This is a genomic window from Streptomyces sp. GbtcB7, from assembly GCF_019091445.1.
GTDB classification, from domain to species: domain Bacteria; phylum Actinomycetota; class Actinomycetes; order Streptomycetales; family Streptomycetaceae; genus Streptomyces; species Streptomyces mirabilis.
The window spans coordinates 1-14,628 of the sequence record NZ_JAGXJM010000060.1 but is presented as its reverse complement, the minus strand read 5'-3'; the positions used below and the strand labels follow the sequence as shown (position 1 = coordinate 14,628).

At 68.3% G+C, this 14,628-nt stretch carries 21 protein-coding genes; 10 read left to right on the top strand and 11 right to left on the bottom strand.

The window, feature by feature from the left end; translation table 11 throughout:
* Nucleotides 1-23: 23 nt before the first annotated feature.
* From KVT44_RS51250 to KVT44_RS51235, 4 genes are read right to left on the bottom strand one after another with little or no spacing between them, the layout of a single operon-like run.
* Nucleotides 24-275, bottom strand: a complete 252-nt coding sequence (locus tag KVT44_RS51250; RefSeq protein ID WP_190174640.1) for a gas vesicle protein GvpG — start codon at nt 273-275, stop codon at nt 24-26.
* Nucleotides 276-285: 10 nt separating this feature from the next.
* Nucleotides 286-999 (bottom strand): GvpL/GvpF family gas vesicle protein, encoded by a 714-nt coding sequence (locus KVT44_RS51245; RefSeq protein WP_217575511.1) that lies wholly within the window; start codon nt 997-999, stop codon nt 286-288.
* Between the two features lie 27 nt (nt 1,000-1,026).
* Entirely contained in the window at nt 1,027-1,503 is a 477-nt protein-coding gene (locus KVT44_RS51240) for a gas vesicle structural protein GvpA (protein ID WP_217575509.1), read from the bottom strand.
* 28 nt (nt 1,504-1,531) lie between these two features.
* Nucleotides 1,532-1,882 (bottom strand): gas vesicle protein, encoded by a 351-nt coding sequence (locus tag KVT44_RS51235; protein WP_217575507.1) that lies wholly within the window; start codon nt 1,880-1,882, stop codon nt 1,532-1,534.
* Between the two features lie 279 nt (nt 1,883-2,161).
* On the opposite strand from KVT44_RS51235, the gene KVT44_RS51230 reads away from it, so the two are divergent.
* Nucleotides 2,162-3,100 carry a histone protein gene (locus KVT44_RS51230; RefSeq protein ID WP_217575505.1) on the top strand — a complete coding sequence of 313 codons (939 nt, stop codon included), beginning with the start codon at nt 2,162-2,164 and terminating at the stop codon, nt 3,098-3,100.
* A gap of 3 nt (nt 3,101-3,103) precedes the next feature.
* Nucleotides 3,104-4,063, top strand: coding sequence for an SRPBCC family protein (locus KVT44_RS51225; protein ID WP_217575503.1), 960 nt, complete (start codon nt 3,104-3,106; stop codon nt 4,061-4,063).
* A 255-nt stretch (nt 4,064-4,318) separates the two neighbouring features.
* Here the strand turns inward: KVT44_RS51225 and KVT44_RS51220 are convergent, their stop codons facing one another.
* The 6 genes from KVT44_RS51220 to KVT44_RS51195 form a co-directional block, all read right to left on the bottom strand.
* Entirely contained in the window at nt 4,319-4,501 is a 183-nt protein-coding gene (locus KVT44_RS51220) for a CsbD family protein (RefSeq protein ID WP_060895567.1), read from the bottom strand.
* Nucleotides 4,502-4,658: 157 nt separating this feature from the next.
* Nucleotides 4,659-5,276, bottom strand: coding sequence for an alkaline shock response membrane anchor protein AmaP (locus KVT44_RS51215; protein ID WP_190174646.1), 618 nt, complete (start codon nt 5,274-5,276; stop codon nt 4,659-4,661).
* Between the two features lie 30 nt (nt 5,277-5,306).
* The gene (locus tag KVT44_RS51210) at nt 5,307-6,014 is read right to left on the bottom strand and encodes a DUF6286 domain-containing protein (protein ID WP_254651029.1); all 708 of its coding nucleotides are present in this window, start codon (nt 6,012-6,014) and stop codon (nt 5,307-5,309) included.
* A 52-nt stretch (nt 6,015-6,066) separates the two neighbouring features.
* Nucleotides 6,067-6,480 carry an Asp23/Gls24 family envelope stress response protein gene (locus KVT44_RS60365; protein ID WP_217575501.1) on the bottom strand — a complete coding sequence of 138 codons (414 nt, stop codon included), beginning with the start codon at nt 6,478-6,480 and terminating at the stop codon, nt 6,067-6,069.
* A complete protein-coding gene (locus tag KVT44_RS51200) occupies nt 6,477-6,647 on the bottom strand; it encodes a hypothetical protein (protein ID WP_190174659.1) in 171 nt (56 codons plus the stop codon). Before KVT44_RS51200 ends, KVT44_RS60365 begins: the two co-directional genes overlap by 4 nt.
* Nucleotides 6,648-6,728: 81 nt before the next feature.
* Nucleotides 6,729-7,217: an Asp23/Gls24 family envelope stress response protein gene (locus KVT44_RS51195; protein WP_190174648.1), complete on the bottom strand. Its 489-nt coding sequence runs from the start codon at nt 7,215-7,217 to the stop codon at nt 6,729-6,731.
* A gap of 157 nt (nt 7,218-7,374) precedes the next feature.
* Here KVT44_RS51195 and KVT44_RS51190 point away from each other — a divergent pair, with 157 nt between their 5' ends.
* From KVT44_RS51190 to KVT44_RS51175, 4 genes are all read left to right on the top strand, one after another.
* Nucleotides 7,375-7,953, top strand: a complete 579-nt coding sequence (locus KVT44_RS51190; RefSeq protein WP_217575499.1) for an RNA polymerase sigma factor — start codon at nt 7,375-7,377, stop codon at nt 7,951-7,953.
* Nucleotides 7,944-8,618, top strand: coding sequence for a hypothetical protein (locus KVT44_RS51185; RefSeq protein WP_217575497.1), 675 nt, complete (start codon nt 7,944-7,946; stop codon nt 8,616-8,618). Before KVT44_RS51190 ends, KVT44_RS51185 begins: the two co-directional genes overlap by 10 nt.
* Nucleotides 8,615-8,998: a hypothetical protein gene (locus KVT44_RS51180; RefSeq protein ID WP_217575495.1), complete on the top strand. Its 384-nt coding sequence runs from the start codon at nt 8,615-8,617 to the stop codon at nt 8,996-8,998. The genes KVT44_RS51185 and KVT44_RS51180 overlap by 4 nt, the downstream gene beginning before the upstream one ends.
* 133 nt (nt 8,999-9,131) lie before the next feature.
* Nucleotides 9,132-10,670 (top strand): CYTH and CHAD domain-containing protein, encoded by a 1,539-nt coding sequence (locus KVT44_RS51175; RefSeq protein ID WP_217575493.1) that lies wholly within the window; start codon nt 9,132-9,134, stop codon nt 10,668-10,670.
* 782 nt (nt 10,671-11,452) lie between these two features.
* On the opposite strand, the gene KVT44_RS51165 is transcribed toward KVT44_RS51175, so the two are convergent.
* Nucleotides 11,453-12,313, bottom strand: a complete 861-nt coding sequence (locus KVT44_RS51165; RefSeq protein WP_364567827.1) for a serine hydrolase domain-containing protein — start codon at nt 12,311-12,313, stop codon at nt 11,453-11,455.
* Nucleotides 12,314-12,754: 441 nt separating this feature from the next.
* Between KVT44_RS51165 and KVT44_RS51160 the strand changes: the two genes are divergently transcribed.
* The 4 genes from KVT44_RS51160 to KVT44_RS51145 all read left to right on the top strand — a co-directional run.
* On the top strand, nt 12,755-13,015 hold the full coding sequence (locus KVT44_RS51160) for a hypothetical protein (RefSeq protein ID WP_190174655.1): 261 nt from the start codon (nt 12,755-12,757) through the stop codon (nt 13,013-13,015).
* 91 nt (nt 13,016-13,106) lie between these two features.
* Nucleotides 13,107-13,529 (top strand): hypothetical protein, encoded by a 423-nt coding sequence (locus KVT44_RS51155; RefSeq protein ID WP_217575573.1) that lies wholly within the window; start codon nt 13,107-13,109, stop codon nt 13,527-13,529.
* 105 nt (nt 13,530-13,634) lie between these two features.
* Nucleotides 13,635-13,904, top strand: a complete 270-nt coding sequence (locus tag KVT44_RS60875) for a CsbD family protein (RefSeq protein WP_308314373.1) — start codon at nt 13,635-13,637, stop codon at nt 13,902-13,904.
* 320 nt (nt 13,905-14,224) lie between these two features.
* Nucleotides 14,225-14,628 (top strand): VOC family protein (locus tag KVT44_RS51145; RefSeq protein WP_217575489.1); only part of this gene is annotated, 404 nt, incomplete at its 3' end.

Below are 14,628 nucleotides of genomic sequence, written 5' to 3'. Positions count from 1 at the left end.
GCCTCGTATTCCCTCGTGCCGGATCAGGAGTTGCATCCCTGCCGATAGGCACGGATCTCCTCCAGCCGGTCGAGCAGTTCGTCCTCGCGCTGGTCGAACGTCTCCTCGTCGATGTCGCCCGCGACGAGGAGACGTTCGAGCTCGGCGAGTTCGCGGTGCACCGGCGCGGGGTCGTAGTACTGGCTCTCGGCTTCCTCCCGGACGCGCTCCACGACCCATACGACGCCGCGCACGGGCGCCAGGGGAAGGGTGACGAGCTGTGTGAGCAAGCCCATGAGAACTCCTTCAGACGAAGCTGTAGGGGGGCAGGGGGCCGTTGAGCCGGAAGTCGAAGTCGTCGCCCATCTGGTGGGCGACGCTCAACTCGGAGGCGAGGAACGTGTCTTCCTGGTCCTCGGTCACCAGGAACGACACGTTGAGAAAGTCCGAACCCGTCGGCTGGGATGTTTCAAGCGTCCGGGCGAAGGGGCGCAGTGCTTCGACCACACCCGCCGCCAGCGCCTCTTGCCGTGCCTGCACCTCTTGGGCGACCAGCTCACCGAGTCGCAGTGATGTGTCGGGGGCGGCGGTGCCGACGCGGATCTCGTCATTGAGCTCTCGCGCCACGTCCGACTCCCGCAGAATCTGCCGCAGCAGCGCGTCTTCGTCCTGCGACGCCTTGAGGTGGTACTCGGTGCACCCCTCCAGTACTTGAAGCCTGTCCGTATAGTCCGCGGCATTCTGCTCCAGAGCCAGCCGGACGGCCTCGTCGTTCTCGGCGATGAGGCCGAACCGCATGGGGAGCACAGTGCCGTCAGCCATGAGGCGCTTCTGCACTTCCTGGTGGGCGATGATGTCGCGACGCTTGGGGCGTAGATCCTCTGGTGCGTCGCTGACCACAGCGCACAGCGGTCCCGCCGTGACTGCCCGCAGGCCCGCCGGTGACTCACCGACTCCGCTGAGACCGTCGAGGCGGAGCGGGTGCTGCTTGCCGGTGATGGAGTAGATGTATACGGCCATGGCTCATTCCTTCTCGCCGGGCGAGCCTTATTCGCGCTCACGTCGGGAGGTGCGCCGAGCCGGCCGCCGTCGCCTCTCCACGGGTTCCTTTTCCTTGCCCTCGTCTTCTTCCTCGGCCTCCTCCTCTTCGCCGCCGTCACGGCCGGTGATCCCCTTGAGGGAATCGGTGACCGCTTCCGCCGCGCCGGAGAGGGCCCCCTTGGATTTGCCCTTGGCTCCGCTCTCCACCGTGTCTCCGACGATGTCGGTCAACTGGGCCGGTGCCTTCCTCCCGGTCTCGAGGTCGAGACGGTTGCATGCCTCGGCGAAACGCAGATAGGTGTCGACACTGGCCACGACGATACGAGCGTCGATCTTGAGGATTTCGATCCCCACCAGTGACACGCGGACGAAGACATCGATGACAAGCCCGCGATCCAGAATGAGTTCCAAGACGTCGTAGAGGCTGGTGCCACCGCCACCACCGCGCGCGACAGCGCCTCCACTCTGTGGCACCACCGTCATGGTGCCTCCTTTCATGGCCGTTGCGGCCTCAGCCCAGCCGGTCGATCTGGCCGCGGCTGTAGCGGCGCGTCCTTCGGTACTCCACCAGGTCGCCTTCCTCGTCCAGCGTCACTCGGTAGGTGGCCATCACACTCGTGGTTTCGGGGACGCGTTCCAGTTCGAGTACCTCCACGTCGGCCTCCCAACCGGCTTCGGTGGATTTCAGTGCCGAGACGGACTCGGGGGCCCGCCCGAGCAACTCCTGAAGTTGTTCGACGGCGGAACGAATGGCCCAGGCTGCGTTGCCCTTGCCGGAGCGTCGCCGGGGGCCACCTGTGTTCCCTCGGTCCGTGCCGCGGCTGCTGCTGCTGGATCGCCGCCGGGGTTCTGCTGCGGCCATGGTCTCTCCGGTGGTCGAAGCGCGCGCCATACTCCACGCGCGAACACTATAATTCCACCATATAGGGGTACATATCTTCGGGCATGGATGGCTCTGAGCGAACCTGCCCGGTGGGGTCACGCCCTGCCCCGGTGGGGCCGCATGGCGTGTCCGGGGTGCTCTCAGCGGGCCGAGAGACGCGTCGCGTGCGATCCGCTTCTGTCTCAATCGCTGGTTGAGCAGGGGATGTTGGCCCGTATTCGAGTGTGTTCACCTCCCCTTTCCGAAGGGAACCGGCTCATGAACGACACGACCAAGATCGGCCTCGCCGCCGCGGTCGCAGCTGGCTATGTGCTCGGACGTACGAAGAAAGCCCGTTTCGCCTTCGGGCTGGCAACCTATCTCGCAGGTCGCCGATTTGGGCTCGATCCGCAGCAGCTGTTGACGACCGGCCTGAAGAAACTCGGTGACGTTCCTGGAGTCGCCGAGCTGAACGAGCAGGTGCGCGGCGAGCTGTTGGACGCCGGACGCAAAGCCCTGGCCGCCACCGCCGACCGGCGCCTCGCCGGTCTCGCCGACTCTCTCCATGAGCGCACGCTGCGCATCGGTGAGGAGAAGGGCGAGGAGGAAGAGGGCGAGGAAGAACCGGAGGAGGGCGAGGAGCGCTACGAAGACGAGGAGGAACCGGAGGAGGAAGAGGGCGAGGAAGAGCCTGAGGGGGAATTCGAAGAAGAAGAGGAAGAGGAGGAAGAAGAACCGGAGGAAGAAGAACCGGAGGCAGAAGCGGAGGAGGAAGAAGAAGAGGAAGAAGAACCGGAGGAGGAAGAGCCAGAGGAAGAGGCTGAGGAGGAGCCGCCACGGCGTCGTCGCCGCCCCGTAGCGGGAAAGAAGCAGGCGGCCAAACCCTCTCCCCGTAGGGCGGCCGCCAAGGAAGCCGCTCCCGCGAGGAAGAGGACTCCTGCGAGGAGGGCTCCCGAGAAGAAGGCTCCCGCGAAGAAGACCGCGGCGCAGAGGCCCCCGGCCAAGAAGTTGGCGGCGCACAGGCCCGCGGCCAAGAAGGCTGCCGCCAAGAAGTCGGCGCCGGCGAAGAAGACCGCGAAGAAGTCTCCGCCCCCTGCCAAGAAGGCGGCGGCGAAGAGGGCACCGACGAAGAGTGCGTCCGCGAAGAAGGCCCCGTCCAAGAAGGCGGCCCCCGCGAAGAAGGCGACTGCCAAGAAGACTCCCGCGCGGCGGAGGTAGGTCATGGCCGACAAAGAGCGAGACTCCGGCCGGGGAGAGGGCTCCGGCCTCGACATGTTGCGCGACGAACTGACCGACTTCCTCGGTGCTCAGGTCGAACATCTCGTCGACAAGGCCGGGGAAAAGTTGGGGGATGTCACCGACCAACTCCTTGACACGGCCGAGAACGGCGGATCTGTTCTCGGCATCGGCGGACGCATCCTCAAAGGTGATTCACCCTTGAAGGCGTTCGTCGGTGAGAAGGCCAAAGGCCTCAAAGACAATGTGATGGACAAGGTCAAGAACGTTTTCGGCGGGGGACGCGGAGGCAAGTCCGGCAGTACCAAGGTGATGAACATCATTGAAGTACTGGACGTCGGTGTGCCGATCCGCGTGGCGTACAACTACTGGACCCAGTACGAGGAGTTCAGCGACTTCACCAAAGGCGTACGGAGTGTGTCCCGGAACGACGAGACCGCCAGTGACTGGAAGGTGAAGGTCGGCCCCTCGACTCGTGGTTGGAAGGCGACGGTTCAGGAACAGGTGCCGGACGAGCGAATCGTGTGGAGCTCCGAGGGTGCGAAGGGCACTACTCACGGCTGTGTCAGTTTCCACGAACTCACGCCCGACCTGACGCGGATTGTGCTTGTCGTCGAGTACTACCCCTCGGGTTTCTTCGAGAAGACGGGCAACCTGTGGCGTGTTCAAGGACGCCGTTTGCGGCTGGACTTCAAGAACTTCCAGCGCTATGTCACGTTCGCTGACGAGGACGTCGAGGGCTGGCGCGGGGAGATCCGCGACGGCGAGGTAGTTCGCAGCCATGAGGAAGCACTGGAAGCGGAGGAAGCGGCAGGGGAGGACGAGGAGCAGGAGGAGTACGACGAAGAGGCGCCCGACGAAGAAGAGGAAGAAGAGGAGTACGACGAAGAGGGGCCAGAGGACGAGTACGCCGAGGAGGAAGAGGAGGACGAGGACGAGGGCTGACGCGGCCCGAGTCGTGCGATTCCCCTCGGCATGGCCTGCCCCGGGAGTTGGTCGGCTGGTGTTCCCGGACTCTTAGACCTCGTCTTCTGGCCGGACTGAGCGACGTCTTCTGGCCGGAGTGAGCGACCGGTTGGAGAAGCCATCGGACGGGCGCGGGCGCGGCGCTTGAACCACTGCGCGATCACCCGCGTCCGGCGCGATATCGACGTTGACGACACGAGCCCCCGAAGATGCGGATCAGCCGTACGTCCTCGATCAGTGCCCGCTCCGCTTACGGAGGTGGCCTGTCGCCTTTTCCGTCATCTCATGTGCCTTGGCGCGCAGCTGTTCCCCACGCCCTGCCTGCTGCATAGATGAGTCCCCCAGGGCCTTGCCGAGTGTCTCCTTCATCTTGCCCCTGATCTGATGCACCTTCGCATTGCCCTTGGCCTTGGCCATCGGAATCGCCGTCCTCTCGAAGACGCTGGGAAACGCGGCCCGTCCAGGACCGCCACGTCTTTGTTCACCGTGCGCCTGCCCGCGGGGCCCGGCAACTGGGAGCACTTCGTGCTTGCAAGCGGGATCCGCTGCTGAGGCAGGCCGTCGGTGTCCTGCCTTACTGTGCGCGGTGCGGTTTGTGGTGGGCGACCTGTAGGCGGACGTCGGTGTGCATGTGGGCGGTGCCGGGGGAGCCGGTGGACCGACGAGCGGTACGGAGCGGGCCTTCGTACAGGGCGTCGAGGGCGGCGCCGGGTGCACCCTGGGGGGTGAGAGCAAGCGTGATGTGGGTGCGGGGGTGGGCAGGCCGCCCAGTGATGTGCACGGTTGCATGTTCAACCCCCGGCAGGGCACCGGCTTCGGCGGCGATCGCGTCGCTGAGCGCGTGGTCGCGCAGTTCGACGCCTTCCTGCGGGGGTGTGCCGCCGACGGGCAGCGCTCCGGGGTGGCGTCGGTGGAGTTGGGCGAGCAGCCACCACAGGGCGAGCAGGGCGACGAGCGTGAGGGCGGCGATGACGGCGGGCCACCACCACCAGCCCTGACCGCTCCAGCGGGCCCGGTCGGCGGAGCCGAGCAGGACGTCGTGCGGGGTGGTCAGGGGCCAGCCGACGGGCGGGACCAGATCGTGTCGCCGGTAGACGTCGAGCCCGGCGAAGAGAATCAGCAGACCGCCGCCGAGCAGTACCAGTCCGGCGAGGGCCAGCAGACTGCGGTTGAGTACGGTTCGCGGCGTCATGGTGTCGGCTCCGGTGTCGGGGGTCTTCGCTCAGTCGGTGCGTCGCCGCACTCGTACGACGATGCGGGGAGGGCGGGCGAGGACGAGCCGGTCGCGCTGCTCGCCGAGGACGGCGGTGAGGTCGTCCTTCACCTGCTGGGGGTCGCGGAAGCGGACGTCCGCGCGGGCCTTGACGCGGTGGCGGCGCACCCGGACGCGACCTGTGCTGACTCCCGGGACCCGCATGGCGGCGTCGCGCAGCAGGTCGGCGGCGCCGTCGCGGTCCAGGGAGGCCCGCAGCCCGGGCGTGGGGGAGCGCAGGGGCAGCCAGTGGCGTAGGCCGGGGGTGAGGGCCAGGACGATCAACCAGATGCCGAGGACGGCGGCCACGGCGGCCCCCGTGAGCACCCACACGTCGTCCAAGGGGCGGGTGGCCAATTCGTCGGCCAGGTGCCGTCGCCAGGCTGCCGCAGGGCGTCCCGCCCGTACGGCGACGACGTCGAACAGCGCCGCGACCGCCGCCACGAGAATCACCGAGGCGACCAGCGCGGCCGGAACGCGGCGCGCGGACCACGGGCGGTGGGTCCGGTGCCGTCTGTCGTGCTCGCCCGCCACCAAGTCCGGCGGAGGGGGCACCTGTTCGGGTGGACCGGGCTCTGTCGGCTCTCTCGGCTCCTCCGGCTCCTTCGTCATCGGCACGGTGACACGGCGCGCGGGTGGCGTGGAGCTGCGTGCGGGAGGGTCCGGGTCGGGTGTCATTCCGGTCCTCCATTCTGCGCGGCGTGCCCGGCGGCCAGGGCCGCGTGGCGCCTCATCGGACCCGTCCCCGGCTCGCGTCGGCGGCGGTCAGCAGCCGCCGGACGGTGAGGGTGACCTCTCCCACCTCCAAGCCGGTCAGCTGAGTCACCCGTTCGGCGACGTCGTGCTGGATCCGCTCGCAGACGTGGGGGATGTCGGTGGGGTAGGGCAGGTCCATGGCCAGGTGCAGGCGCACCGATCCGGTACGGACGGCTGCGGAGGCGCTGGGTGCCGCAGGCCCGCTCCGGTCGGGCGGTATGGCGGCGCGCCGGGACTGGGCTGTGCGCGCGGCCCTGGCGGCGATACGGGCGACCACCCTTTCCGGGATGACGGTGGCGCCCCGTTCGGCCGGAGGCGGCAGGTCGGCGGATCGCCCCGGTGGGCCGGCCCCTTCGCCAGGGGGTTGGGAACCGGGCCGGGTAGTCACCGCTGCCTCCGCGCATGGAGGTCGAGGTCGCCCTGCACGACGAGGCCGACGATCAGCCCCGCCACACCCAGAACCAGGACGAGCAGGAATGCCCAGAAGCCTCCGAAGTATCCGGCGAAGCCCAGGGCCATGCCGGCCGCGAGGCCCGTCGTCGCTGCGTTCATCATCCACTCACCCGTCTCGCGAACGTGATCGTCCGTGTGAGCACCCGCTCATGCTCAGGGCATGGCCGTGGTCACGGCGGTCGGTCACCGCACGCGGCCCTCGTCCCGTTCGGCCTCTTCCTCCTCGTCGGGGAGGTGGACGTCGTCGACGGCGATGTTCACCTCGACGACCTCCAGTCCCGTCATTCGTTCCAGGGCGCTGATCACGTTGGTGCGTACGGCGCCGGCGACGTCGACGATGGAGACGCCGTACTCGACGACGACGTCCAGGTCCACCGCGGCCTGGCGCTCGCCGACCTCGACCTTCACCCCACGCGTGACGCCCCCGCTTCCACCTCCGCCGGGGACACGTTCCCGCATGGCGCCGAAGGCGCGGGCCATCCCCGCTCCCAGGCTGTGGATGCCCGGTACCTCGCGTGTGGCCATGCCCGCGATCTTGGCCACCACGCCGTCCGCGATGGTGGTCTTCCCCCGTGTCTCGGCCGGTGCTCCGGCCCCGGTACGGCCCTTCAGCGCGCTCACGCCTGTGTCGGGCCGGCTGCCCCCGCCGACGCTGGTGATGTTGTCCGTCATGGCGGTCGCCTCGAGTGGCTCGGTGTGACACCTGCGTGGTGTCTCTCAAGAGGTTGGACACCCGGGGCGGCGTACCTCTCACAGACGTGACGTGTGATGTGCATCACACAGGCGTGGTGAGGGTACACGCTCTTTCCGAGCCCCCTGCGAGAGCGTCATGACTCAACGTACTGCTTCCCTACAGCTGGGATGCGACCTGCCGGACGGAGTGCTTGCCGTGCGGGCGGCCGAGGGAGACGAAGACTCCTTCGCCGTTCTCGTCCAGCGGCACCACCGGTCCCTCCTGGCCCTGGCCCGTGGCATGCTCGGCAACCCCCAGGACGCCGAAGAGGCCGTGCAGGACGCCTTCGTCAGCGCCTGGCGGCGTCTACCGGAGTACCGTCACAGTGCGGAGTTCAGTACCTGGATGTACCGGATCACCATCAACCGCTGCTTGACCATGCGACGGCGGCGCCGACCGCCGCCTGTCCCCCTGGACACCGTCGCCGAACCCGCGACGGGCGACGCGAGCTGCCAGCCCGCCCGGTCCGCCGAGCAGGACGCGGCCACCGAGGCCCTGTCCCGCGCGCTCGCCGAGCTGGACGCCGGTCAGCGGATCTGCTGGATCCTGCGTGAACTGCAGGGCCTGCCCTACAACGAGATCGCCCACGTGACACGGACCAGTGAGCAGACGGTGCGCGGCAGGCTGTTCAGAGCACGCCGATCCCTGCAGGAGGCGATGGGCCCATGGCGCTAGACGACCCGCAGGCCCGGCCTTCCGAACGGCCCTATGCCGACGGGCCCCGCACCAGCCCAACCGCCGCCGACCTGCTCCCGTTCGTGGGTGATGAGGTACTGCCCTGCGGCCGCCTGCTCAGCAGGGTCTGGGAACAGGTGCGGGACGCCGCGCCGGCCGCGGACCCGCACACGGTGTCCTGTCCTCACTGCCGCGAGGCGGTCGAGGGACTGGCCACGGTGAACGCGGCCACCCGGGCGCTGCGTGAGGAAGACCCTCCCGGCCTGCAGGCACTCGCCGACCGTGTCATGAACGTCGTCAGGGCAGAGATCCGGCTCGGACGGTTGCTGCCCCTGGCCGACCCGGACCGGGAGCTGCGGATCGCCGAGAGCGCTGCCGCGAAGGTACTGCGGCGGGCCGCGGACACGGTCCCCGGTGTGAGGGCCTCGACCTGTCGGCTCGTACCCGCGGGCGAGGGCACCGACGTGCGGGTGACCATGACCCTGGCCGCTGCCCTCGACCGCCCGCTGCCCGACCGGGTTGATCAGGTACGCCAATCGGTCCTTCACTCGGCAGGACGGGACCTGGGTCTGGCAGTGACGACTGTCGACATCGTCGTGGTCGACGTTCTGGAGCCGTGGCCGCCCCTGAGTCCCAGCCATCCCACAGGCGGTGGCACGTCATGACTGCCACCGGCACGCCCACGCTTCTCGGCGTCGCGGCCGAGGCAGCCCTCGCGGTTCCCGGCGTGGCCGGCCTGCAACCCCGCCTGGCCCACTGCCTCGCGGCAGCCGCCGCGGCTACCCGGACGGACACGGCACCGCACCGCATGCCGCCCGAGGCGGGCATCCGCGCCGACCGGGCGCCGGACGGTTCGGGATGGCGCATCGAGGTGCGCTGCGTCCTGGCCGAGGGCTACCGAGCCCTGGACACCGCCAGGAGCGTCCACGAACGGGTACGGACCGCCGTCAGCTCCCACCCCGCCACCCACGACGTCGCGAAGCCGGTCACTGTCACCGTCGCGGTCACGGTGACGCGTGTCGCCGCCCCACCCGCCACGGCATGAGTGGCGCGAGCACCGGCGAACGCCCTTCACGACCATGTCCTTCGATGCGGCCCTCGGCCGGGCCTCCTTGCCGGAGGCCGCATATGTTGCCTCACGAGTGTTTGAGCGGCGCTGAGGCGTGCACGCGCCCGGTATGACCCATACGAAGCGAGAGACAGAGCGAAAGTACGAAGCCCCGTCGGCCAATGACACCTCGTGGCTGCCGGACCTCACCAGCGTGGACGGCATCGCATCGGTCGTGGGGAAGGGCCTCGACGAACTGGACGCCGTGTACTACGACACTGACGACCTGCGCCTGGTTGGAGCGTCGGCAACGCTGCGGCGAAGGACCGGCGGGGCTGATGCGGGCTGGCACCTCAAACTGCCCATGTCCGGTGACAGCCGGGAGGAGGTGCAGGTCCCGTTGTCCGACACGGTTCCGGACGCCCTGCGTGACCTGGCCCTTTCTCGCACCCGAGGGGTAGAGCTGAGGCCGGTCGTCCGTATCCGGTCCACACGCAGCACGCGGCACCTCGTCGATTCCGCAGGCGCGGTCCTCGCTGAGCTGAGCCTCGACAAGGTCCGCGCGGACTCCCTTCTGGCCACGGCCAAACGGGCCGCATGGACTGAGATGGAGGTCGAACTCGCCGAGGACGCCGATCCCTTGCTGCTCGACCTCGTGGACAAGGCGCTGCGCAAGGAGGGCATCGACCGTGCGAGTAGTCCGTCCAAGCTGAGCCGGGCCCTGGAGGAAACAGGAACGGGAGCGTCGCGTCTGGCGCACACACGTGCCGAGATCGTCGTACCCGGCTCGGCCGCCGAAGAGGTCCTCAGGTATGTGGACGGACAGGTGCACGCCCTGGTGGACCTCGATCCCGCGGTACGCCGCGGCCTGCCGGACTCGGTGCACAGGATGCGCGTCGCCTGCCGCCGACTGCGCAGCACCCTGCGTTCCTACCGGGCGGTGCTGGAACGTGAGGTCACCGATCCGATCCGGGAGGAGCTCAAGTGGCTGGGCGGCGAGCTGGGGGCCGAACGCGACCAGGAGGTCCTCATGGAACGGCTCGGCGTGCGCATCGGGGCCTCGCCCCCGGAGCTGGTCCTTGGGCCCGTCGAAGCCAGGTTGCAGGTGTGGAACGTCTCCCGTGCCTCCAAGGCGCGGCAGCGCACTCTCGACGCCCTGGTCTCACCCCGTTACCTAGTGCTTCTTGATTCCTTGGCCACGCTCACGCAGCAGCCCCCGCTGCGTCGTAAGGCCGCTCGCAAGCCGGAGAAAGTCATGGTCAAGGCGATCCTCAAGGAGTACGACCAGTTGGCGGGCCGGGTGGCACACGCGCTGGAGCTCTCTTCGGGGACGGAACGCGACGTGGCTCTCCACCAGGCCCGCAAGGCGGCGAAGAAGACGCGGTACGCCACCGAACCGGCGCGCACCTCGCTCGGCAAACCCGCCAAGCGGCTCGGCAAGCGCGTCAAGGCCGTACAGAAGGTGCTCGGGAACCATCAGGACACAGTCGTCGCGCGGGACGCCCTGCGGCACCTGGCTCTGGCGGCGCACGCGGCGGGAGAGCCCGGTTTCACCTGGGGCTTGTTGTACGGCCAGGAGCAAGCCGTGGCCGAAGGTCGCGAACGGGAACTGCCGACCGCGTGGGCCGATGCATCGAAGCCCGGGCTGCGCAAGGCGCTCGTTCACTGAGAAGTCGTCCTCTCCCAGCGTTTCGACCCGGAGCACTGCGCAGCACCGTGATCGGCGTCGAGAGCCGCGTACCCGCCGGCCGCTGGCGTTCACCAGGCGGTCGGCGTGGAGGAGCACGCCCGGCTCACCGAAGGCGCCTCTCGCCCGGGACAGCGGTGATGTGTGTCCAGACGAACCTGTACGCCTCCTGCAGTAGCACGGCGTCCGACACAGCACCGCGTGCTACGTCCGGATGCGCGGCGTGCGGTTGCGGGCGATGCTTGCCGAATGACCGAGCGTTCCGTGACCGTTTGCCCGCCCGTCAAGGGGGAGGGGCGCCAAGTACGAGTGGACGGGGAGCCTGTGGGGGCGGCGTCCAGTCTGCGAGGCTTGGCCGAGATCATGCGGCGGGCGGGCTGGGCGGGCTTGGACGAGATCGATGTGGCGGACTCACCGGTCATCGAGTGGTACGGCGGCGGCCCTGAGGTGTGGTGACGGCACATTCGAGTCTCCAGCGTCGGTCCGCGCCTGCATGGCTCGCCGCCCAGTAGGTGACGGTGTGCAGGGCGGTGGAGAGCCCGACGGCGTCGAACGTCGACTGCTGCTTCAAGAGGGGCCACGCAAAGATCAGTTCGCATGTGCGCGCAGGTACGTGTGCACATGCGCCTGCCTCCGTTCCTGGCCGAGGCGGCGCGGCCGGGGAAGCCCTTGGCCGCTCGCGCGGCGGGCTGACCACGAAGTCCACATGACGGCGGACGGCAGGTGCCGCCCGCCGCGGCGTACGGATGCGTTCCCGCAACCGCTCAGGCAGCGAAACGGTCGATGGCTGTTGCCACGTCGTCGTTGGTCAAGGGCTGCTGCATGTCGCTGAGGACTCTTGCCGTGGCGCGGAGGGCGTGCTGCTGGTTGGTGACGACAACACTCACGTGGTCCTTGTCGGGGATCAGCAGCATCGCTGCCCGATATCCGGGCAGCCGTCCGTTGAGATACATCTGACCTGAAGGGCCGAGCGCCCATCCGAGCCCGTAGACCATGGGATCGTCCGGCGTGGTGCGGGGCCGGCGGATGTCGTCCAGCAGGGCCCGATCGGCGAGCAGTCCTTCGCCCACGGCCAGGAGGTCCGGGACGGACGACCACAAGCCTCCGCTGGGGCGGCGCGAACGCGGGTAGCCGAGTAGTGGAAGTTCGGTCGGTCCGTCCCAACCGGTGGTCGCGTCGCGCGGTGCGTCGAAGCTCGTTCGAGAGAGATTCCACGGGCCCAGCAGCGTCTTCTCCAACGCCCTCTCGTACGAAGTGCCACTGACGGCGGCGAGGACCGCACCGGCCAGGATGTAGTTGCCGTTGTAGTAGGACCAGCGGGTCCCGGGCTCGTGTTCGTTTTCCGTGCACACGACGAGCCGGGCCGCCTCTTGGAGCGCATGCGGTCCGTCGCCCAGAGGGGCCAGGGCGGTCGAGTCCACAGACTCGCGCAGCCCCGAGACCTGCCCGAGGATCTGCTCGACGGTGAGGCGCACATCGGCTCGCCAGTCAGGTGCGAGGTCAGGAAGCAACTCGATGACGGGTGTACCAAGAGGCATGGAGTTGTCTCGCATGGTCTTCACGAGCGCGGTGCAGGTGAAGACCTTTGTCAACGACGCGATGCGAAAGCACGAGTCCGCGCTCACCCGAACTGCCCCACGAGTAGCCACACTTCGTACCCTGGCTGCGGAGAGTCCTGCTACCACAGCCGGGGCATCATAGAAGTCTTGCTTGTCGAGCAACTCCTGGAGATTCACAGGGGAAACCTTACGATGCCGACGAGTTGTGACGCCTCGACGATGCTCGACCGGCGCGGAGTGCTTCGCCGACGGCGACCACCTACGCGGTCCCGCCCTCGTCGGTATCTGGCCTGCTCGCTCGGGGAGCGCATCAAGGGCGACCACGCCGCGGAGGCGGAAGAACGTCGGGATCGAGAGGCGGTCGCGCACGACCGTGGGGGAACTCGTCAACGCTCCGCGCAGCCGCCGACCAGCCTCGGGGCGGGGCCTTGATCGTCGGCAGCATCATCGTCGGCCCCCGGGGTACCTGCGACTACACACCCCCCTGCGCGAGGAAGCGAGAACGCCGTGAGCGAACGCCGCCCGGAAGCCCCTGGGACCAGCGAGAAGCCGATACCGAAGCCGGTACCCAGGGATCCGCCCGATCAGCAGGCCACCGCTGACGAGGACCCCTGGGACGTCGTCGGCGTCCCGACACAGTCCGTCACCGAGGAGCAGCCAGACATGGAGATTCCCGATACGGACGAGGCCGGCACCGGCCGGAGGGGCGCCCCGCACTCGGGCAGCCGACGTCCGGAGCATCCCGTGCCCGACGAACCGTCCGCCTGACGCTCCGCGCGCCGCGAGAGCCCCGGCAGGTGACGCTGGGAGAGATGCCCGCGACTGGTGACAGGAGTCCGGCCGCCCGAGAAGACACGTCATGGGTGTACGCACCTGGGTGAGCGATTGGCCCGTCTACCGCCAGCCGACCGGAGCCGATCCGCTGGCGCGTGGCCGGGCCGCCATGTCGGCCCACGCACGGCAGCTCAGGCCGCGTAACGACACCGCCGAACAGGTGGTCGAGACACGGCGTGCGACATGGGAGTGGGAGAAGGACGGGCTGCGCGCCGCATGGACCGAGGCTTGCCGCTACATGCGACTCGACCTGCTGACCAAGGTCCGCCTCCACCCGATCGAGTCAGAAACAGACGAGACCGCCCTGCCCACCGAACTCACTGCACAGCCTCAAAACGAGATCCCCGAGTGGCCGTCGATACACCACTCCAACGGACGTGACCCATATCCGCCGGGCGAGTTCCACTGTGTCTCTTGGGCCTTGCCGCGAAGCTGTTCGCCGGCCTGACGGCTGCATGGGTTGATATCCCAGGACTCTGCCGAGGGGTCTCCATCATCTCGCCCTTGATCTGTTTCGTCCTGGCATTTCTTGGTGCTGCCGTATTTCACGGACATGGCTGCGCGACCGCCTTGTGGCTCGGTTGCGGAGCCGTCGTGCCCAGCGCATGGTTTAAGCACCAATTCGAGCCTCATTGGAGGGCAACGGATCATGAGCAAGGCGAAGGCAAAGGCCAAGCAGGTCAAAGGAAAGATGAAAGAGACCACTGGCAAGGCCATGGACGACGAGGGCATGCAGGTCGAGGGCCGCGGTGAGCAGATCGTCGGTAAGACGCAGGAGACCGCGGACAAGGCTGCGGGCCGTGTGAAGAGGACCGGCCGGTAGGACTGCTCGCTCCGTTGACACATTCGACGGGACGCACCGAGCCGAGCGAACGCCGAGTCCGAAGATCTCGACGGTCGGCACCACCTGCGGTTTGGCTGCGTGAGCCGAATCGAGGCGGCCGGGACAGCCCCGACCGCCTCGGTCTGTTGCGCGCCACGGCAGGCAGTGCGACTCATCTGGCGTAGGTCGCTGCGCGGTGAGCGCGGAACAGCGGTTGCCGCGCGTTCGAAGGGGCACCCGGCTCTTGGGCGACCCCCGAGTCCGGGGTCGATCCACGCCCCTTGATGACAGTGGTGTCAGGCAGGTCAGGCGGTACGACGATGAAGAGCGACGCAGCACTGCACGGTGAGGTCACCGCCAGTCACTCGGTGTTCGGAGCACCCTGCTGGGCGAGTCTGACCACGCGCGATCTGCAGGCGGCGGAGGACTTCTACCGCGCCGTGCTGGGCTGGGAGTGGCGCACGAGCAGCACGATGGGCGACCAGTACCGCGTCGCGAGCGTGCAGCGGGTCCCGGTCGCAGGGATCTCGGAGGTGAACTTCGGGGTCAACACGGCCGTCGCGTGGACCCCGTATTTCGCGGTGGCGAGTGCGGACGAGACCGTGTCCCGTAGTCAGGAGCGCGGGGGTACGACCGCGGTGGGGCCGATCTCGTTCCCGCCGGGCCGGGCGGCGCTGCTGGCCGACCGGGACGGAGCGGTGTTCGGCATCTGGGAGGGCGAGCT